The following is a 20,584-nucleotide window of genomic DNA, read 5'->3' on the forward strand; positions in this document are numbered from 1 at the left end:
GAATGTCCAATCAGAAATAGGCCGCACTGACCCGGTAATCGCCGCCGATCACCAGATACTCGCCCTCCCCCTTCAGGGGATGGACGGGCAGCAATGTGTTGAAGAACAGAACCTTCACCACCGGCACGCAGGCGGTCAGGATGGTGTCGCCGAAGCAGTCGGCGACCGTGCGGTCCGACGAGAACGACGCCAGATTGTTGAGACGCATCACCACGGTCTTGCGGTCGAGACGCTCGACGATCTGGTGTTCATCGAAGGCGTTGATACCCCGGTAGAGGGTCAGATGCGTCTGGCCGGGGACGGCGAAGCGGGCCAGCCCCCACTGACAGAACTCGTAGAGCATGTCGAGCTGGCAGTAGATGGAGTTGTTGTGGAAGCGGCTCGACATCTTCTCGTCCACATAGGCCGCCCAGCCCCGGGTGGAGAAGCGGGTGATCATCTCCTTGTGGAAGGTGGGAAACAGCCCGAAGCGGCTTTCCACCCACCCCTTCAGCACGGCACCCTCGGGCCCGTTGGAATCGTAGCCCCAGCCCTTCAGCAGGCGCAGGAAGCTGGAGCGGTAACGCCGGCGCGAACCCTTCAACTCCTCCTGCTGCTCGGGATCGATGCCGAACATGGCCATCATGTACTTATAAAAGGCATCGCCGGCATCCATCAGCCCGTCCGACTGCCCCAGCATTTCGAACAACTGGCCGTTCATCTCGCGCACGCCCGAGATATGAAGCTCGCGCGGCTCGTCGTTGAAGACCGTCGACCCCAGCAGGCTGGTGGACAATCCCATCAGGTTGGTGCTGTGGCCGATGCTGTGCGCCTGCGCGTCGTTCATGAGGCCTGCTCGAATCCCCGTTGTTCAGGCGCGACTCATGCAAGACCCGTACCTTTCGCCATAAGGGGGAGGGAAAGGGCGAAAACCCTGGTTCTGTTGGGGTTGCAACACAGCCGCGGCGGTTTGTCGGATTCCGCACAGGCGCCCAAAAAGCAGGCACGATCCCGACAGGCGGAGATAACGTTCTGTTTTTGCTGAGTTATTTTTCCTCGCTGCGCCGCACACCGAATTGGCACGCCCGTTGCGATGAGGAGGCCGTGGCGGTGGCCCAGTCCTCGCCGAGCAAATTTTAGGCTAACCAGCGAAAGGAAATTCCCATGGTTCGTCAGATCGCTTTCTACGGCAAGGGCGGTATCGGTAAGTCCACCACCTCGCAGAACACCCTGGCCGCTCTCGTCGAGATGGGTCAGAAAATCCTCATCGTCGGCTGCGACCCCAAGGCCGACTCCACCCGTCTGATCCTCAACACCAAGCTGCAGGACACCGTGCTGCATCTGGCCGCCAAGGCCGGCTCGGTGGAAGACCTCGAACTCGAGGACGTGATGAAGATCGGCTACAAGGGCATCAAGTGCACTGAATCGGGCGGCCCCGAGCCGGGCGTCGGCTGCGCCGGCCGCGGCGTCATCACCGCCATCAACTTCCTGGAAGAGAACGGCGCCTATGACGACGTGGACTACGTGTCCTACGACGTGCTGGGCGACGTGGTATGCGGTGGCTTCGCCATGCCCATCCGCGAGAACAAGGCCCAGGAAATCTACATCGTCATGTCGGGCGAGATGATGGCGCTGTTCGCCGCCAACAACATCGCCAAGGGCATTCTGAAGTATGCCGGTTCGGGCGGCGTCCGCCTGGGCGGCCTGATCTGCAACGAGCGTCAGACCGACCGCGAGTTGGAACTCGCCGAGGCCCTGGCCGCCAAGCTGAACACCCAGATGATCCACTTCGTGCCGCGCGACAACGGCGTGCAGCATGCGGAACTGCGTCGCCAGACCGTCATCCAGTACGCCCCCGACTCCAAGCAGGCCGGCGAATACCGCGCCCTGGCCCAAAAGATCCATGCCAACGGCGGCAAGGGCACCATCCCGACCCCCATCACCATGGAGGAGCTGGAAGACATGCTGCTCGAGTTCGGCATCATGAAGTCGGACGAGCAGGCCCTGGCCGAGCTCGAGGCCAAGGAAAAGTCGCTCTGCAGCGCCTAGGACTTCGACGGTAACCGGAGGGCCCTCCTAAAGGGTGGAGGGCCCCCAACGAAAGCTGAAGGAGAGGGCCATGAGCCTCGATTACACCAACGATACCGCCGCCGCCGAGGCGCTGATCAAGGACGTCCTTGACGCCTATCCGGAAAAGGCCGCCAAGCGCCGCGCCAAGCACCTCGCCGTCGCCAAGCCGGCCGAGGAGGAGGGCACCACCTCCTGCGGCGTCAAGTCGAACATCAAGTCCATCCCCGGCGTCATGACCATCCGTGGCTGCGCCTATGCCGGTTCCAAGGGCGTGGTGTGGGGCCCCATCAAGGACATGGTCCACATCTCCCACGGCCCGGTGGGCTGCGGCCAGTATTCCTGGTCCCAGCGCCGCAACTACTTCAACGGCACGGTCGGCGTCGACAGCTTCGTCACCATGCAGGTGACCTCGGACTTCCAGGAACGCGACATCGTGTTCGGTGGCGACAAGAACCTGGACGCCATGATCGACGAGCTGGACACCATGTTCCCGCTGGCCAAGGGCATCTCCATCCAGTCCGAGTGCCCCATCGGCCTGATCGGCGACGACATCGAGGCGGTGGCCAAGAAGAAGCACAAGGAAACCGGCAAGACCATCGTGCCGGTGCGGTGCGAAGGCTTTCGCGGCGTATCCCAGTCGCTGGGCCACCACATCGCCAACGACGCCATCCGCGATTGGGTCTTCGACAAGCCCGCGCCCGAGGAAGCCTTCGTCCCCGGCCCCTATGACGTCAACCTGATCGCCGACTACAACATCGGCGGCGACGCCTGGCCGTCGCGCAAGCTGCTGGAAGAGATGGGCCTCAGGGTCATCGGCATGTGGTCGGGCGACGCCACCCTGTCCGAGATGGCGCGCGCGCCGAAGGCCAAGCTGAACCTCATCCACTGCTACCGGTCCATGAACTACATCTGCCGCCACATGGAAGAGAAGTACGGCATCAAGTGGGTGGAATATAACTTCTTCGGCCCGAGCCAGATCGCCACCAGCCTGCGCAAGATCGCCGCTCAGTTCGACGAGACCATCCAGAAGAAGGCCGAGGAGGTCATCGCCAGGTATCAGCCGCTGGTCGACAGCGTGCTCGCCAAGTACAAGGCCCGCCTGGAAGGCAAGACCGTGATGCTGTACGTGGGTGGGCTCCGCCCCCGTCACGTCGCCAACGCCTACGAAGACCTGGGCATGAAGATCGTCGGCACCGGCTATGAATTCGCCCACAACGACGACTACCAGCGCACCGGCCATTACGTGAAGGAAGGCACGCTGATTTACGACGACGTCACCGGCTACGAGCTGGAGAAGTTCATCGAGCAGATCCGCCCCGACCTGGTCGGCTCGGGCATCAAGGAGAAGTACGCGACCCAGAAGATGGGCGTGCCCTTCCGCCAGATGCACTCGTGGGACTACTCGGGCCCCTATCACGGCTATGACGGCTTCGCCATCTTCGCGCGCGACATGGACATGGCCATCAACAGCCCGGTCTGGAGCAAGTTCAAGGCCCCCTGGAAGGCCGCCTGAACCTCCATTTCCGACTTGTAACGTGTTGTTTTGCTTTAACTCCTCCCCGCGTATCGCCCAACAACCGGGGGCGCGGGGAGTTGAGAAGGAGAGAAGTCATGCCCCAGAGCGCTGAAAAGACCAAGGACCACGTCTCCCTGTTCAAGGAGCCCGAGTACACGGAGATGTTCGCGGCGAAGAAGGCCGCCTTCGAGTGCCGCCCGGCCGATGAGGCGGTCGCCGCCCAGGCCGAGTACACCAAGACCTGGGAATACCGGGAAAAGAACTTCGCCCGCGAAAAGGCCGTCATCAACCCGGCCAAGGCCTGTCAGCCCCTGGGTGCGGTGTTCGCCGCCCAGGGCTTCGAGGAGACCATGCCCTACGTGCACGGCTCCCAGGGCTGCGTCGCCTATTTCCGCTCGCACCTCGCCCGCCACTTCAAGGAGGCGGTGCCCTGCGTGTCCGACTCCATGACCGAGGACGCGGCGGTGTTCGGCGGCCTGACCAACATCGTCGACGGCCTGCAGAACGCCTACACCCTGTACAAGCCCAAGATGATCGCCGTCTCCACCACCTGCATGGCCGAAGTCATCGGCGACGATCTGTCGGCCTTCATCGCCACCGCCAAGGAAAAGGAATCGGTTCCGGCCGATTTCGCCGTCCCCTTCGCCCACACCCCGTCGTTCGTCGGCAGCCACACCACCGGCTACGACAACATGATCAAGGGGGTGCTGAACTACTTCTGGGACCGCGAGAAGGGCGAGCTGAAGCGCGGTACCGTCAGCGGGAAGATCAATATCATTCCGGGCTTCGACGGCTATGCGGTCGCCAACAACCGCGAACTGAAGCGCTACATGGACACCATGGGCGTCGAGTACACCTTCATCTCCGACGTGTCGGACATCTACGACACCCCCTCGGACGGCACCTACCGCATGTATGACGGCGGCACCAAGCTGGAAGACGTGCGCACCGCCATCGATGCCACGGCGACCATCGCCCTGCAGAAGGCCTGCTCGGACAAGTCGCTGGAATATATCGCGACCAAGGGCCAGCCCACCGCGTCCTTCCACTACCCCATGGGCGTGGGCGGCACCGATGCCCTGCTGATGAAGATCTCGGAACTGTCGGGCAAGCCGATCCCCGAGAGCATCGAGAGGGAGCGCGGCCGTCTGGTCGACGCCATCACCGACAGCCAGGCCTATCTGCACGGCAAGAAGGTGGCGTTGTTCGGTGATCCCGACTTCGTCTACGGCATGGCCTCGTTCCTGCTGGAAATGGGCTGCGAGCCCACCCACTGCCTGTCGACCAACGCCGGCAAGGAATGGACGGCGGCCATGGAAGCCCTGCTGGCTTCGTCGCCCTTCGGCGCCGGCTGCAAGGTCTACGCCGGCAAGGACCTCTGGCACATGCGCTCGCTGCTGTTCACCGAGCCGACCGATCTGTTGATCGGCAGTTCCTACGGCAAGTACCTGGAGAAGGATACCGGCATTCCGCTGATCCGCCTGACCTTCCCCATCTTCGACCGTCACCACCACCACCGCTTCCCCACCCTGGGCTACCAGGGTGCGCTCAGGGTGCTGGTGGAAATCCTCGACCGCATCTTCGAGGCCACCGACGCGTCGAGCGACATCTCCTTCGACCTCACGCGTTAGTCTCCCAACCCCTTCCAGTAACGCGTGAGATCGCCCCGGGGAGGAACCCGCCCTCCCCGGGGCTCTCCTTTTGTCGGAAGCCTTGGCCCGGGGAGGAACCCGCCCTCCCCGGGGCTCTTCTTTTGTCGGACAGACACCTGTCGCGAATCCGACAATCCATCGCCATCGAGTTTTAAACCCCAGCATTTCCGCCATTCCAACTGATGGCACGGGCCTTGCGAGGCGGAGTCCGAACCGCATTCAAGCGAGGTCCGCCATGCTGAAGGCCAAGATCGCCGAACTGATGCACGAGCCCGGTTGCGCCAAGAATCAGGCGAAATCCGATGGCGACCGCAAGAAGGGCTGCGGCAAGTCGCTGGTGCCCGGCGCGGCGGCCGGCGGCTGCGCCTTCGACGGGGCCAAGATCGCGCTGCAGCCCATCACCGACGTGGTCCATCTGGTGCACGGCCCCATCGCCTGCGAGGGCAATTCCTGGGACGGCCGCAATTCGTGGAGCAGCGGCTCGGACCTCTACCGCCGGGGCTTCACCACCGACCTCACCAACCTGGACATCATCGCCGGCGGCGAGAAGAAGCTCTACAAGGCCATCAAGCAGGCCATCGCCCGACATAACCCGCCCGCCGTGTTCGTCTACCAGACCTGTGTCGGCTCGCTGATCGGCGACGACGTGGACGCCGTGTGCCGCGCCGCCACGGAGCGCCTGGGCACCCCGGTCATCCCCATCAACTCACCCGGCTTCGTGGGCTCCAAGAATCTGGGCAACCGCTTGGGGGGCGAGGCTTTGTTCGAGCACGTCATCGGCACGGTGGAACCCGACGATGCCGGCGCTACCGACATCAACATCCTGGGCGAGTACAACGTGGCGGGCGAGTTGGACCAGTTCCGCCCCCTGCTGGCCCGCCTCGGCATCCGGCTGCGCGCCTCCATCACTGGCGACGCCCGCTACCGCGAGGTGGCGGCCTGCCACACGGCGCGCGCCAACATGGTGCTGTGCTCCCAGGCCCTGGTCACCCTGGCCCGCAAGATGAGGGAGAAGTGGGGCATCCCCTTTTACGAGGGCTCGTTCTACGGCATCTCCGATACCTCCGAGGCGCTCAGGAACATCGCCCGCATGCTGGTGGACAGAGGTGCCGACCCGACGCTGACCGCCCGCACCGAAGCCCTGATCGCCGAGGAGGAGGCCAGGGCCTGGGCCCGCCTCGAGCCCTACAAGGAACGCCTCTCGGGCCGCAAGGTGCTGCTTTACACCGGCGGGGTCAAAAGCTGGTCGGTGATCCAGGCCCTGCAGGAGGTGGGCATGGAAGTGGTGGGCTCCTCCGTCCGCAAGGCCACCGAGGCCGACAAGAAGAAGGCCCTGGACCGCCTGGGCGGCGACGAGGACAAGCTGGCCGACGCCATCACGCCCAGGGATATGTACGCCATGTTCAAGGACGGCAAGGCCGACATGATGCTGTCGGGCGGCCGCTCGCAGTTCGTGGCGCTCAAGGCCCGCACGCCCTGGATCGACATCAATCAGGAACGCCACCACGGCTATGCCGCCTATGACGGCATGGTCGCCCTGGTGCGCGAGATCGATCTGTCCATCAACAGCCCCATCTGGGCGCAGGTCCGCGCCCCCGCCCCCTGGGAGAATTCGTGATGGCCCTCATCATCGACCACAACAAGGCGCTTTCCACCTCGCCGCTGAAAGTCAGCGCGCCCTTGGGCGCCGCCCTGGCCTTCATGGGGATGCGGGGCTGCCTGCCCATGTTCCACGGCTCGCAGGGCTGCACCGCCTTCGCCCTGGTGATGATGGTGCGGCACTTCCGCGAGGCCATTCCGCTGCAGACCACCGCCATGAACGAGATCAGCACCATCCTGGGCGGCATGGATCAGGTGGAGGAAGGCCTCTTGAACATCGCCAAGCGCGCCAAGCCCGAGATCATCGGGCTGATCTCCACCGCGCTGACCGAGACAAGGGGCGAGGACATGGCCGGCGACGTCAAGGTCATCCGGGCGCGCAACAAGGAACTGGCCGACATCGCCGTGGTCGACGTCTCGGCGCCGGACTTCTCCGGCTCGCTGGAGACCGGCTGGGGCAAGGCGGTGACCGCCATCGTCAAGGCCCTGGCGCGGCCTCCGGGCAATCAGGCGAAGCTGGACCGCGTCAATCTGCTGCCCGGCGCCCATCTCACCCCCGGCGACGTGGAGGCCCTGAAGGACATCATCGCCGATTTCGGCCTGGAAGCCATGGTGCTGCCTGATCTGTCGGACTCCCTGGACGGCCATGTCCCCGATTCCTACACGCCGACCACCCTGGGCGGCACCTCGGTGGCCGGCGTGCGCGAGATGGGACGCGCACGGTTGACCATCGCCATCGGCGAGCACATGCGCATCGCCGCCAAGACCGCCGAGGCCATCACCGGTGTTCCCTCCGTCGTCCTGGACCGGGTCACCGGCCTGGATGCCGTGGACCGGCTGATGGTCTGCCTGTCTTCGGTGGCGGGCGTCACCATTCCCGCCCGCCAGCGTCGCGCCCGCTCGCAGTTGGTCGACGCCATGCTGGACGGCCACTTCTATTTCGGCGGCCGCTCGGTGGCCATCGCCGCCGAGCCCGCTTTGCTGTGGAGCATGGGCAAGCTGGCGTCCGACATGGGCGCCACCATCGCGGCCGCCGTCACCACCCAGCCCATCCCCACGCTGGCCGAGTTGAAGGCCGAGCGGGTGATCGTCGGCGATTTCGAGGATCTGGAGGACCAGATCCTGGAAGCCGGCGGCGCCGACCTGATCATCGCCAATTCCAACGGCCGCCAGGTGGCGGCCCATCACGGCATCCCCCTGTTCCGCGCCGGCTTTCCGGTGTTCGACCGCCTGGGGGCCGCCCACCTGACCAGTGCGGGCTATCGGGGCACCCGCGACCTGATCACCCAATTGGGCAACATCCTGATGGAACGGCCCGGACACGCCCACGAGCAGTCGGAGCACGCCCATGGTCACCAGAGTGCTGCGGCTGGTTGATCCGGCCGCGCCTGTTCAGGGATCGAGACCGAAGATCAAAGGAGGTCACATGAGAATCGCCGTCGCCACCCAGGACCGCCAGCGCGTGGACGCCCACTTCGCCAGCGCCAAGACCTTCATGTTCTACGACATCGGCCCCGAGGGTCACACCTTCCTCGAAGCCGTGCAGTTCGACAACGTCTCGGCCGAGGACGGCAACCACAAGGAGGACGGCGAGGACCGTCTGGCCGCCAAGATCAACGCCCTGGAGGGCGCCTCGCTGCTGTTCTGCCGCGCCATCGGCGGCCCGGCGGCGGCCCGCGTGGTCCGTGCCCGCGTCCACCCCATCAAGCTGCCCGCCGACGAGGCCATTTCCGACGTCATCGACCGGGTCCGCGTCATGCTGAAGGGCAACCCGCCGCCCTGGCTGAGAAAGGCCATGCGCGACGGCGATGCCGGCGACGAACGCTTCATCGACGACGACGAGTAGAGCACCGCCGAACAGGCGAACCGTTCACGGTTTGCCTGCGAGAAGGCAAGGGCAAAGCCCGCCGCGCCTTATGGCGCGTAAGCCAAGCGAAGCGCCCGGCGCCTGAGGGCAATGAAAAGGAGCACCGCCATGAATGCCATCGCCACCACCCAGGACCCGTTCATCAAGAGCCTGTTGATGTTCATCCGCGCCCATGACCAGTCGGGGGCCTGGGAATCCATGCCCGACGAGGAGGTGCTGGCGCCCTACATCCTCACCAAGGAGCAGCGGCGCGAGATTCCGCTGTTCGGCGATCCCGATCCGGACATCCTGTGGCGGGTGGAGCAGTACTTCAACGCCATCGCCATGGCCATCGAGACCCAATCGGGCCACGCCGTCGCCCCCATCATGAAGATTCATCACGAGGGCTGGGGCCGGGTGATCCTTACCGCCGGCAAGCTGGTGGCCGTCAACACCTACCTGCGCGAGCTGCACCGCTTCGGCTTCGACTCCGCCGAGGAGATGAGCGCCAAGGCCGCCAAGATCATCGCGGAAGGCGTCGCCACCATCGCCAAATTCCCCGAAGTCGCCGCCGCCTGACCCCCAACCCGATCAAGAGAGGGAAAAACCATGTCGTTCCGCACCTTCACCACCCGCGACGGCAACCCCTGGGTTCCGAAGTATCTCACCGCCATTTCGGACGAGCTGTGCATCGGCTGCGGCCGCTGCTTCAAGGTCTGCACCCAGGCCGTGATGAAGCTGATGGGCATCAACGAGGACGACGAGATGTGCGACCCATTCGACGATTCCGAAGAGATCGTGCGTAAGGTCATGACCATGGACAAGGACGGCAGTTGCATCGGCTGCGGCTCCTGCAACGCGGTGTGCGGTACCAACGCCCAGACCCACGAGGCCGTGCCGGCCTGACCCCACTTTCTTCTCGTCACCCACGGGAGGGCAGCACCCATGGCCAAGGAGATCTATTCCCGTCTGATGTCCGACCCCGGAGGCGGCGATCCGTTCGACCGCCACCTGTTCGCCTGCGCCGTCGCCATGGCCCTGTCGTCGCCCGGCGAGAGCCTGACTTTAGGACTAGGACTTTCAGAGGAATGCCTGGCCGCCCTGGTGGGGCGCTACTTCCCCCAGGCGCCAGGATTGCTGTCCGGCCTGTCGCTGTCCGGGCATGGCGACGCCCCGCTGACCATCGAGGAGCCGGACCTGCGCACCTTGCTGCTGGACTATCGCACGCGGGACCTGATCGAGGAGGAATGGCTGGCCCATATCGTGGCGCGACGCTGCCTGGGGGCCAACCACCTGTGGCAGGATCTGGGGCTGACCAGCCGCGCCGACCTGTCGGGGCTGATGCGCCGCCATTTCGTCGGTCTGGCCGAACTCAACAGCCGCGACATGAAGTGGAAGAAGTTCTTCTACCGCGAACTCTGCCAGCGCGAAGGCGTCTTGATCTGCAGATCGCCCAATTGCGAGGTCTGCTCCGACTTCGGCCTCTGCTTCGGGGCCGAGGACGGCACGTCCATGCTGTCGGGCCAGCCTGTCGCAAAGCCGACATTGTCGGATTTCGCCCCCGATACTATCGTTTAATTTCAATATACTAGCACTTGGCACTCTTCTTGCTGATCCAAGGACAGGACATTCCATCCGGCAAGGAGGACCAAGTCATGCTGAACCTGACCGACAAAGCCGTCGACGTCATCCGCGAGGTCTGCAACGGCGAATACCTGGGTCTGCGGATCATGGTCAATAAGGGCTGCTCGGGCTTTTCCTACAATATGGGCCTGGAGGAGACCCCCGCCGAGGACGACCAGGTGCTGGAGTTCTCGGACGTCAAGGTGTTCATCGATCCCGGCTCGGCCCTGTGGCTGACGGGGGCCACCATGGATTACGTGGATAATTCCTCCATGGGCTCGGGCTTCGTCTTCGACAATCCCAACCAGCCCCCCGCCCCCACCACCAGCGGCGGCGGCTGCTCCTGCGCCATGAAAAGCTGCGGCTAGGAGAAAAGCCATGCCCGCCCCGGTGATGAACGATACCACGCTGCGGGACGGCGAACAGACCGCCGGGGTCGCGTTCCGCCTGGACGAGAAGCTGGACATCGCCCGCGCGCTCGATATCGCCGGGGTGCCGGAGATCGAGGTGGGCATCCCCGCCATGGGGCCGGAGGAACAGGCCGCCATCGCCAAGGTGGCGGCGCTCGGTCTCAAGGCCCGGCTGATCGCCTGGTGCCGCATGCGAGCAGACGATCTGGAGGCGGCGACGCGGTGCGGCGTCGCCACCGTCAACCTGTCCATTCCGGTCTCCGACCTGCAACTGGCGGCCAAGCTGGGTCGCGACCGCGCCTGGGCGCTGGATCACATCCCCGCCATGGTGGGCAAGGCCCGCGCCATGGGCTTTGAGGTGCTGGTGGGCGGCGAGGACAGCTCGCGCGCCGACCCCGCCTTCCTGACCGACGTGGTGCGGGCCTGCGAGGCGGCCGGCGCCCAACGTTTCCGCTTCGCCGATACGTTGGGCATCATGGAGCCGTTCGGGGTGCATGATGCCTTCCGCGCCTTACGCGCCGCCTGCTCCATGGAACTGGAAATCCACGCCCACGACGATCTGGGACTGGCCACCGCCAATTCCCTGGCCGCCGTCAGGGGGGGCGCCACCCATGTCAGCACCACCGTCAACGGCCTGGGCGAGCGCGCCGGCAACGCGCCGCTGGAGGAAGTGGTGGTGGCGCTGGGCCACCTTTACGGCTTGGATACCGGCATCGACAAGCGCCAGTTGGGGCGGGTGTCCCGGCTGGTGGCCGACGCCTCCGGCCGCCCGGTTCCGGTGGACAAGAGCATCGTCGGCGAGAACATCTTCACTCACGAATCCGGCATCCATGTCAGCGGCCTGCTGCGCGACCCCCGCACCTATCAGTCCCTGGACCCGGCCGAATTGGGTCGCGGCCACCGTCTGGTGCTGGGCAAGCATTCCGGCCTGACCTCGGTTCTGCACGCCTGCCGCGAGATCGGCCTGGAGGTGGACACCGTAATCGCCCGCGCCATGCTGGCCCAGGTGCGCCGCCATGCCTCGACCACCAAGACCATTCCCACCGCCGACGACCTGCGCCGCTTCGCCGGCACCGCCACCGCCCCCATGGGAGTCCCGTCATGATCCTCGACACCCTCGCCACCCTGTCCGCCGCCGAGCAGTTCTTCGAAACCCTGCGGGTTCCCTTCGACCCATCGGTGGTCAATGTCAGCCGCCTCCACATCCTCAAGCGCTTCAAGGAGGTGCTGCGCAGCACCGATCTGGACGGCCTGAGGGAATACGAGGTGGAAGCGGTGTGCCGCGCCGCGCTGATCGAAGCCTACGAGGATTTCGCCGAAGGGCGCGGCACCAAGACCTTCAAGGTCTTCAAGGACGCCCATCCCGGCTTTGTTGGATTGAACGAGATCAGGCCTCTGGCGGCGCGGTAGCCAGCCCCCAAAAGGCGATCGGGCCGTCGCTTTCGCGACGGCCCGATCAAACCGGCACTCCCGGGGGGGATGGGGGGGGAGAGGAGTACCGGTGGAACCCGAGGGACGGCTTCTAACACGACGAATACCGGCCCCGCTACAAAATCAGCCAACGCATACCGGAATGGCTGCTATGTCCTTCCGTGCAGGTGGGACATTCACACTTCTCCGCCTGTAAATCTTCCGTTTATCAGTAGTCCCCCCTCGGCGGCGGTGACGGCCACGGTGTCGCCGTCCTTGACCACCCCTTCCAGAATCTGTCCGGCCATGGGGTTCTGCAGGGCGCGCTGGATGACCCGCTTCAGGGGCCGGGCGCCATAGACCGGGTCGTAGCCCTTTTCCGCCAGCCACTCCATGGCGGCGGCGTCGAGCGACAGGGTGATCTTGCGATCGGCCAGCAGCGCCCGAAGGCGCTTCAGTTGGATATCGACGATCCCCGACATGTCGCCGCGTCCCAGGCGATGGAACAGCAGGATCTCGTCCAGGCGGTTGAGGAATTCAGGACGGAAGCTGGCGCGCACCACCTCCATGACCTCGGCGCGGACTTCCGCCGAATCGTGGCCCTCCTCCTGGTTGGCGAGGATTTCCGAGCCCAAATTCGAGGTCAGCACGATCAGGGTGTTGCGGAAGTCCACGGTGCGGCCCTGACCGTCGGTCAGCCGCCCGTCGTCGAGCACCTGCAGCAGCACGTTGAAGACGTCGGGATGGGCCTTTTCCACCTCGTCGAACAGGATCACCTGATAGGGCCGGCGCCGCACCGCCTCGGTCAGCGCGCCGCCTTCCTCGTAGCCCACGTAGCCGGGAGGCGCGCCGATCAGCCGGGCCACCGAGTGCTTTTCCATGTACTCGCTCATGTCCATGCGGACCATGGCGGTCTCGTCGTCGAACAGGAACTCGGCCAGGGCCTTGGTCAGTTCGGTCTTGCCCACGCCGGTGGGGCCGAGGAACAGGAACGAGCCGATGGGCCGGTTGGGGTCCTGCAGACCGGCACGGGCCCGGCGCACGGCGTTGGATACCGCCACCAGCGCCTCGTTCTGGCCGACCACGCGGGTCTTGAGGCGGGCTTCCATGCCCAGCAGCTTGTCGCGCTCGCCCTGCAGCATCTTTTCCACCGGAATGCCCGTCCAGCGCGACACCACCGAGGCGATGTGCTCCTCGGTCACCGATTCGGTCAGCATGCGGCCTCCCGAATCACCGGCGTCCTCGATGCGCTTCTCCAGATCGGGAATGACGCCGAACTTCAGCTCGCCGGCCCGCCCCCAATTGGCGGCGCGTTCGGCATTGGCCAGTTCGATGCGGGCCTCCTCCAACTGTTCCTTGACCTTGGTGGAATCGGCCAGCTGACTCTTCTCGGCGCGCCAGCGCTCGGACATGTCCGAGGATTCGCGCTCGAGCTGGTTCAGTTCCACCTCCAGCTTGCCCAGGCGGTCACGGGACCCCGCGTCACTTTCCTTCCTGAGCGCCTCGCGCTCGATCTTCAGTTGGACGATGCGGCGGTCCAGTTCGTCCAGGGCCTCGGGCTTGGAATCGATCTGCATGCGCAGGCGGGAGGCCGCCTCGTCGACCAGATCGATGGCCTTGTCGGGCAGGAAACGGTCGGTGATGTAGCGGTTGGACAGCGTCGCCGCCGACACCAGGGCGCCATCGGCGATGCGTACCCCGTGGTGCAGTTCGTACTTCTCCTTCAGGCCGCGCAGGATGGAGACGGTATCCTCCACCCCCGGCTCGGAGACGAAGACCGGCTGGAAGCGCCGCGCCAGGGCGGCGTCCTTCTCCACGTGCTTGCGGTACTCGTTGAGCGTGGTGGCGCCGATGCAGTGCAGTTCGCCGCGCGCCAAGGCCGGCTTCAGCAGGTTGGAGGCGTCCATGGAGCCTTCGGCGGCGCCGGCCCCGATCAGGGTGTGCATCTCGTCGATGAACAGCACCACCTCGCCGTTGGCGGCGGTGACCTCGGTCAGCACCGCCTTCAGGCGCTCCTCGAACTCGCCCCTGAACTTGGCGCCGGCCACCAGGGCGCCGAGGTCGAGGACCATCAGGCGCTTGTTCTTCAAGGTCTCGGGCACGTCACCGTTGATGATGCGGATGGCGAGGCCTTCGACGATGGCGGTCTTGCCCACGCCGGGCTCGCCGATCAGGACGGGATTGTTCTTGGTGCGGCGGCTCAGCACCTGGATGGTGCGGCGGATTTCCTCGTCGCGGCCGATGACGGGATCGAGCTTGCCGTCGCGCGCCGCCTGGGTCAGGTCGCGGGCGTACTTCTTCAGGGCGTCGTAGCTGTCCTCGGCGGACGCCGAATTAGCCTTGCGGCCCTTGCGCACCTCCTCGATGGCATGGTTGAGGCCCTGGGGCGTAACCCCGGCATCGGCCAGCACCTTGGCGGTGGGCGAGCCGGTGGCGAGCGTCAGGGCCAGCAACAGGCGCTCGGCGGTGACGAAGGAATCGCCCGCCTTGTCGGCCAGTTGCACCGCCTGATCCAGCAGGCGGGCCAGTTCGGGAGCGAGGTGGACGCCACCGGCCCCGGGGCCTTCCACCTTGGGCTGCTTGCCCAGTTCGGCCTCGACGCCTTTCAGCGCCTTGACAGGGTCGCCACCGGCGGCGCGGATCAGGTTGGCGGCCAGGCCTTCCTTATCGGCCAGCAGCACCTGGGCCAGATGTTCAGGGGTCAGGCGCTGATGCCCGCTGCGCAGCGCCAGGGTCTGGGCCGACTGAATGAAGCCCTTGCAGCGTTCGGTGAACTTCTCGAAATCCATGGTTGCCCTCTTCTTTGAGCGGCTGCCGGATCACCCCTGTCATAGGCGATAATCCGGGCGGTCGACTTGGCTCCGATTGATATGGAGCGATTTGACGAAGCCGCAAGCGCGCATCACCGACCGCCTCGGCCGGGAATCCGTCAAAACCCGTATGGAGAATATGGTTGAACCACTTCCCCCGCAATTCCAAGATAGCCGCCGCCTTGATCGACCGGACCGCGACCAACAAAAGCCGTAGGACGATCATCCAGGTCTGGTTTGAATTGTAACAATACGCAGTTGCTGCATTAATATTCGCCACGCCGGGTTTCACGCCCGATTCTTGCGCAAACCATCGTCATGCATTTATCTGGATATTCGACATAATCCATCATAAATATTTTTTCCTTGCTTTCGACGGTCATTCATTTTGACATCTAACTTGTCGTCCGCCCGGATGGGAGAAAAAGCCGAATGGGCGTGTTGAAGACTTGCTGTGGCTGTGATGCCTGGGCGTCCCCTCGACGCGAGCCGATGCGCGAGGTGCTGGGGCGCCGCTGTCCCTTTCCGACCCTGTCGTCGAGGTTCTCGCTGTCCAAGGGCAAGAACCTCTATCATCAGGGCGATCGGGTGGGCGGGGCCTACAGCCTTGCCTCCGGCATGGTGGCGCTGGAACGGGTCGACGAGGACGGTGATCTGGTCATCCTCAAGCTCCTTCATCCCGGCGCCTTCTTTCCCTGCGCCAACATGCTGGGCGGCACCTTGCATGAAAGCTCGGCGCGGGCCCTGACCGACATCACCGGCTGCTTCGTGCCGGCCGACCGCCTCAACAGCGCCCTGCACGAGGACCCCTCCATCGGCCTGGCGCTACTCAAGCTCAGTTCGGCGGAAATCCGCGAGAACGAGGACGCCATCTTCCGCCTGTGCAGCGCCGACCTGCCGGATCGGGTGCTCTCCACCCTGGCCAGTCTGGCCGCCGAAACCGGCGGGCGCGACGCCAACGGCGACCTGTCGCTGACCCTGCCCATCTCGTGGCGCGATCTGGCCGCCATGGTGGGAACCGGCCCCGAGGTAATCTCGCGGCTGCTGCGCCGGCTGGCCGATGCCGGGCGCCTGTCCTTCCATGGGCGCCACGTCACCTTGCATGCCGACTCGGATCGCCAGGACGGCCCCTTCCTCCATTCCTGATCATCGCCGAATTCGAGACAACCGCGCTTCGACCGGAGCGCGGTAATCCGATATTGCATTCCCACGGAGGCTTGGTTAGTTTATTTTACCAATCCGCCAGACTAGGTAGCATTCATGGTCCAAGGCGGTGTCCCGCATGATGGAGTCCCCATGCGCCCCACCGGCCGCCAGTTGCCATGAGCATCGAATTCGACACCCGCTTCGGCCAGGAACTGTGCGAGGTCTTCTCGGCCGAGCTTGGCCTAGTGTGCAGCTTCATGGGCGAGGAAGGCCGCATCGTCGCCTCCAGCGTCAAGGAACGCATCGGCACCAACCACGCCATCGCGGCGCGCATCATGCGGGGCGAGATGGATGAGTACGGCGTCACCAAGGAAGAGGCCGCCAAGTCCCAGGGCATGCGCGAAGGCGTCAACATGGGCGTCGATTTCGAGGGCAACCGGCTGATCAATTTCGGCATCGCCGGCCCGCTGGAGACCGTGCGCCCCCTGGCCCGCATCGTGCGGTTCTGCGTCACCTCGCTGCTGCGCATCCGCCAGGAGGAGACCACCATCGTCGCCGCCTTCGCCCGCGAGACCGGCGGCATCGGCAAGCAGATGATCGAGATCGCCGAGGACATCGACGAGGTGGCCACCAAGGTCGCCGACCAGCATGCCCTATTGGCCGAATTGCAGCAGGGCATCCGGGCCCTGTCCGAAGCCAACGAACGCATCGTCGCCGCCATGGACGAGACCCTGTCGGGGGCCACCGCCGCGCGGGCCGAGGCCGAGACCTCGCAGCAGCGGGTGCGCGGCTCGCTGGGCGATATCGACGACGTGGTGCGCATGGTCACCGACGGACGCGGCCTGCTGCTCGAACTGCAGGAGGCCATGGGCAGCGTGGTCGGCGTGGCCCAGGGCATCGGCCACATCGCGCGGCAGACCAATCTGCTGGCGCTCAACGCCACCATCGAGGCGGCGCGGGCCGGCGAACACGGCAAGGGCTTCGCCGTGGTGGCCGGCGAGGTCAAGGAACTGTCCCGCCGGGCCGGCTCGGCCAGCGCCGAGATCAGGAAGACCCTGGAGGGACTGACCGGCACCGCCGGCAAACTGGTGGAACAGGGCGACCACAGCGCCACCAAGGCCAGCGGCCTGACCGCCGAGACGGCGGCCATCGCCGACACCATGGACCATATCCGCGCCTCGCTGGCCGACATGGCCGGGCGGGTGGGGAACGTGGCGGGCGACGCCTCGGCCATCCATGACCGCTCGTCGGAACTGTCCTCCGAGATCGATCAGGCCGCCGCCGGGCTGACCGAGTTCAAGACCCGCCTGGATGACGCCCGCCAACGCCTGCAGGATCTGCTCAGCGCCGGCGAGCGGCTGGTGGTGCTGACCGCCGAGGCCGGCATCGAGACGCCTGAAACCCCGTTCGTCGCCCTGGCGCGCGAGAAGGCCCGCGAGATCGGCGCCCTGTTCGAGCAGGAACTGGCCCGCGGCGCCATCGCCGCCGAGGATTTGTTCGACGAGGCCTACCGGCCGGTGGCGGGGACCAATCCCACCCAGTACACCACCCGCTTCACCGATTTCGCCAACCGCCTGCTACCGCCTCTCCAGGAGGGCGCCAGACGGTCCAACGACCGCATCATGTTCTGCGCCGCCGTGGACCGTAACGGCTACTTGCCCACCCACAATGCCGAGTTTTCCAAGCCCCAGGGCGACGATCCCGCCTGGAACGCCGCCCATTGCCGCAACCGCCGCAAGTTCGACGACCCGGTGGGTCTCAAGGCGGCCCGCAATACCGATCCCTTCGTCGTGCAGAGTTATCGCCGCGACATGGGCAACGGCCGTCAGGCCCTGATGCTCGACGTCTCCGCCCCCATCATGGTGGGCGGCCGCCACTGGGGCGCACTGCGTCTCGGCTACGTGTAAAACCACACTCCTCCCCCCGTGCGCAGCATGGGGGGAGGTTGGGAGGGGGGACGGTTTACATCCAGAGTCTGTCCGACTTTAACTGGAGCATTCCATCGCCTCGTCATGGCCGGGCTTGACCCGGCCATCCATGGACCCCCGGATCAAGTCCGGGGGTGACGGCGCTTCAACCTGAACCTGACAAACTCTAATCCGAGTTGTGCCTGTGGTGGTTGCCGTGCTCTTCGATCTCGGCGACCCGCAAGATGTTGGTGGTGCCGGAATGGCCGAAGGGCACGCCGGCGGTGATCACCACCCGGTCGCCCACCCGGGCGAAGCCTTCGCTCTGGGCGAAATGCACCGCCTTGGCCACCATCTCGGTAAAGCTGCGCACATCCTTGGCCATGATGGAGTGCGCCCCCCACACCAGGGCCATCTGGCGCGCCACCTCGATATCGGCGGTGACCGACAGGATGGGCTGCTCGGGCCGTTCGCGGGCGGCGCGCAGCGTGGTCGAGCCCGACGAGGTGAAGGTGACCACCGCCGCCGCTCCCAGGGTATGGGCCACCTGCCGTGCCGCCGCGCTGATGGCGTCGCGGGTGGTGTGCTCGGGGTCGAGGCGCGAGGCGTCGGTGATGAGCTGATAGTTCTTGTCGTGCTCCACCTGCTGGATGATGCGGTCCATCATGGTGACCGCCTCGACGGGATACTCGCCCGAGGCGGTTTCCGCCGACAGCATCACCGCGTCGGAGCCGTCATAGACCGCCGTCGCCACGTCCGAGGCCTCGGCGCGGGTGGGCGACGGGGCGTGGACCATGGAATCCAGCATCTGGGTGGCGACCACCACCGGCTTGCCCGCCCGGCGGCAGGCCTTGATGATGCGCTTTTGGAGGATGGGCACGGTCTCGGGCGGACACTCGACGCCCAGGTCGCCGCGCGCCACCATCACCGCGTCCGACCACTCTATGATCGAGGCCAGGTGCTCGATGGCCGAGGGCTTTTCCAGCTTGGACAGGATACGCACCCGCGAGCCCACATAGGCACCGATCAGGCGGCGCGCCTCCTGCACGTCGGAGGGCCGCTGCACGAAGCTGAGCGCGATCCAGTCGGCCCCCATCTCCACGGCGAATTCCAGATCGCGGCGGTCCTTCTCGGTCAGCGGCGAGATGGGCAGCATGACGTTGGGGACGTTGACGCCCTTGTGGTTGGAAATCTCGCCGCCCACCGCCACGCGGGTCTCGGCGAAATCGGCGCCGCAGGATTCCACGGTCAGGCGCAGCTTGCCGTCATCGATCAGCAGGTCGCTGCCGGGCTTCAGCGCCGCGAAGACCTCGGGATGATGGAGCGGAGCGCGGGCGGCGGTGCCCAGGGCGTCCTCCATGTCGAGGCGGAAGGCGGCACCGTTTTCCAGCCGGGCGCGGCCGCCCTCGAAATCACCGACGCGGAGCTTGGGCCCCTGCAGGTCGGCGAGAATGGCGATGGGCCGCTTCACCTTCTTTTCCAACTCGCGGATGGTGAAGATGCGATTCTTGTGGTCGTCGTGGCTGCCGTGGCTGAAATTCAGACGAAAGACGTCGGCGCCGGCCAGGAACAGGCTTTCGATGGCCTCGGGCGTCGAGGAGGCCGGGCCCAAGGTAGCGATGATCTTCGCGTTACGTGCGCGTCGCATATGAATCCCCATGGTTTTCCCAGGCGCAGCATAGCAGAGGCGCCACGGGCGGCAACCACGCCTGTGGAATCACGTCGTGACGGAAATCCGACATTACAATGGAATGGGTTGACCGGGACCGCTCATCGCGACTGCGGCTGGCCGGAATAGCGGGTCAGCACGAAGCCCAGATGGGCGCGCATGGCCGCCGCCGCCGCCGCCGGGTCCTTGACCTTGACCGCCTCGAAGATGGCGCGGTGCTGGCCCAGGATGACCTGATCGTCCTCGCGCGAGGGAAACAGCTGATAGCGGTGGTAGTCGACCATCTCGTGCAGGATGCCCCGGATCACCGCCATGATGTGGAGATAAATTCCCGAACCCGACGCCTTGGCGATGGCCAGGTGGAAGCAGACGTCGTTCTCGCTCTTGTGGGCGCCGCCGGCGATGTCCGCCTCGGTGGCCGCCATGATGCGGGCCAGTTCGGCCAGATCGGCGTCCGAGCGGTTCAGCGCGGCGCGCCCCACCGCCCATACTTCGAGGATGGCCCTGATCTCCGCCAGATCATGCAGGTTGTCGCGGCTGACCCGCACCAGTTCCAGCATGCCGGGGTCCATGGCCGCCGAGCTGGCGATCACCCGGGTGCCGCCGCCCTGGACGGCGTCGAGCAACCCTTGTGTCTTCAAGGACTGCAGTGCGGCGCGGATGGAGACGCGGCTGACCCCCATCTCCTCGGCCAATTGCCGCTCGCCGGGCAGGCGATGGCCCGGCCCCCACTCCCCCGACGCGATGCGGGCGAGAATCCGGTCGGTGACCTGTTCCGATATGCGCGTGCCGTTGCCTGCCCTGGGCTTGGAGTTCATGATCCACGCCCCCCATTTCTTTGTTATGCTTGCGATGGTGCGCCCAGCCCAAGACGGCGTCAAGCCGTGGCAGCGCACTTTTGGGACTTCGCTTTCCTGCAATTCGGTACTACAATACCGACAAAAATA

The 20,584-nt window shown here is 65.4% G+C and carries 18 protein-coding genes; 14 read left to right on the forward strand and 4 right to left on the reverse strand.

The annotated features are described in order from the left end of the window. Nucleotides 1-10: 10 nt before the first annotated feature. Nucleotides 11-826 carry an NAD(+)--dinitrogen-reductase ADP-D-ribosyltransferase gene (locus CP958_RS21425; RefSeq protein ID WP_096704252.1) on the reverse strand — a complete coding sequence of 272 codons (816 nt, stop codon included), beginning with the start codon at nt 824-826 and terminating at the stop codon, nt 11-13. 311 nt (nt 827-1,137) lie between these two features. On the opposite strand from CP958_RS21425, the gene nifH reads away from it, so the two are divergent. The 12 genes from nifH (at nt 1,138) to CP958_RS21485 (ending at nt 12,105) form a co-directional block, all read left to right on the forward strand. Next, nucleotides 1,138-2,028, forward strand: coding sequence for a nitrogenase iron protein (gene nifH, locus CP958_RS21430; protein WP_170959118.1), 891 nt, complete (start codon nt 1,138-1,140; stop codon nt 2,026-2,028). Between the two features lie 70 nt (nt 2,029-2,098). After that, the gene (gene nifD / locus CP958_RS21435; protein ID WP_096704254.1) at nt 2,099-3,562 is read left to right on the forward strand and encodes a nitrogenase molybdenum-iron protein alpha chain; all 1,464 of its coding nucleotides are present in this window, start codon (nt 2,099-2,101) and stop codon (nt 3,560-3,562) included. A 98-nt stretch (nt 3,563-3,660) separates the two neighbouring features. Beyond that, nucleotides 3,661-5,196 carry a nitrogenase molybdenum-iron protein subunit beta gene (nifK, locus tag CP958_RS21440; protein WP_096704255.1) on the forward strand — a complete coding sequence of 512 codons (1,536 nt, stop codon included), beginning with the start codon at nt 3,661-3,663 and terminating at the stop codon, nt 5,194-5,196. A 256-nt stretch (nt 5,197-5,452) separates the two neighbouring features. Next, entirely contained in the window at nt 5,453-6,835 is a 1,383-nt protein-coding gene (gene nifE / locus CP958_RS21445) for a nitrogenase iron-molybdenum cofactor biosynthesis protein NifE (RefSeq protein WP_096704256.1), read from the forward strand. After that, nucleotides 6,835-8,193 carry a nitrogenase iron-molybdenum cofactor biosynthesis protein NifN gene (nifN, locus tag CP958_RS21450; RefSeq protein WP_096704257.1) on the forward strand — a complete coding sequence of 453 codons (1,359 nt, stop codon included), beginning with the start codon at nt 6,835-6,837 and terminating at the stop codon, nt 8,191-8,193. The genes nifE and nifN overlap by 1 nt, the downstream gene beginning before the upstream one ends. Nucleotides 8,194-8,242: 49 nt before the next feature. Continuing rightward, nucleotides 8,243-8,662, forward strand: coding sequence for a nitrogen fixation protein NifX (gene nifX, locus CP958_RS21455; protein ID WP_096704258.1), 420 nt, complete (start codon nt 8,243-8,245; stop codon nt 8,660-8,662). A 129-nt stretch (nt 8,663-8,791) separates the two neighbouring features. Beyond that, nucleotides 8,792-9,241: a NifX-associated nitrogen fixation protein gene (locus CP958_RS21460; RefSeq protein ID WP_096704259.1), complete on the forward strand. Its 450-nt coding sequence runs from the start codon at nt 8,792-8,794 to the stop codon at nt 9,239-9,241. A 30-nt stretch (nt 9,242-9,271) separates the two neighbouring features. Next, a complete protein-coding gene (gene fdxB, locus CP958_RS21465; RefSeq protein ID WP_096704260.1) occupies nt 9,272-9,568 on the forward strand; it encodes a ferredoxin III, nif-specific in 297 nt (98 codons plus the stop codon). A gap of 39 nt (nt 9,569-9,607) precedes the next feature. Then, entirely contained in the window at nt 9,608-10,240 is a 633-nt protein-coding gene (locus CP958_RS21470; protein ID WP_096704261.1) for a nitrogen fixation protein NifQ, read from the forward strand. 77 nt (nt 10,241-10,317) lie between these two features. Then, a complete protein-coding gene (locus CP958_RS21475; protein WP_096704978.1) occupies nt 10,318-10,653 on the forward strand; it encodes an iron-sulfur cluster assembly accessory protein in 336 nt (111 codons plus the stop codon). A 10-nt stretch (nt 10,654-10,663) separates the two neighbouring features. Continuing rightward, nucleotides 10,664-11,800 carry a homocitrate synthase gene (nifV, locus tag CP958_RS21480; RefSeq protein WP_096704262.1) on the forward strand — a complete coding sequence of 379 codons (1,137 nt, stop codon included), beginning with the start codon at nt 10,664-10,666 and terminating at the stop codon, nt 11,798-11,800. Beyond that, a complete protein-coding gene (locus CP958_RS21485; protein ID WP_096704263.1) occupies nt 11,797-12,105 on the forward strand; it encodes a nitrogenase-stabilizing/protective protein NifW in 309 nt (102 codons plus the stop codon). The genes nifV and CP958_RS21485 overlap by 4 nt, the downstream gene beginning before the upstream one ends. Nucleotides 12,106-12,302: 197 nt before the next feature. Here CP958_RS21485 and clpB read toward each other — a convergent pair whose 3' ends face one another. Then, on the reverse strand, nt 12,303-14,894 hold the full coding sequence (gene clpB, locus CP958_RS21490; protein WP_096704264.1) for an ATP-dependent chaperone ClpB: 2,592 nt from the start codon (nt 14,892-14,894) through the stop codon (nt 12,303-12,305). A 513-nt stretch (nt 14,895-15,407) separates the two neighbouring features. Between clpB and CP958_RS21495 the strand changes: the two genes are divergently transcribed. Then, nucleotides 15,408-16,061, forward strand: a complete 654-nt coding sequence (locus CP958_RS21495) for a Crp/Fnr family transcriptional regulator (RefSeq protein WP_242443051.1) — start codon at nt 15,408-15,410, stop codon at nt 16,059-16,061. 176 nt (nt 16,062-16,237) lie between these two features. Further along, the gene (locus CP958_RS21500; RefSeq protein ID WP_096704266.1) at nt 16,238-17,968 is read left to right on the forward strand and encodes a methyl-accepting chemotaxis protein; all 1,731 of its coding nucleotides are present in this window, start codon (nt 16,238-16,240) and stop codon (nt 17,966-17,968) included. 187 nt (nt 17,969-18,155) lie between these two features. On the opposite strand, the gene pyk is transcribed toward CP958_RS21500, so the two are convergent. Next, entirely contained in the window at nt 18,156-19,616 is a 1,461-nt protein-coding gene (gene pyk / locus CP958_RS21505) for a pyruvate kinase (RefSeq protein ID WP_096704267.1), read from the reverse strand. Between the two features lie 122 nt (nt 19,617-19,738). After that, the gene (locus CP958_RS21510) at nt 19,739-20,455 is read right to left on the reverse strand and encodes a FadR/GntR family transcriptional regulator (protein WP_096704268.1); all 717 of its coding nucleotides are present in this window, start codon (nt 20,453-20,455) and stop codon (nt 19,739-19,741) included. Between the last annotated feature and the right edge of the window lie 129 nt (nt 20,456-20,584).

The organism is Magnetospirillum sp. 15-1 (assembly GCF_900184795.1).
GTDB lineage: Bacteria > Pseudomonadota > Alphaproteobacteria > Rhodospirillales > Magnetospirillaceae > Phaeospirillum.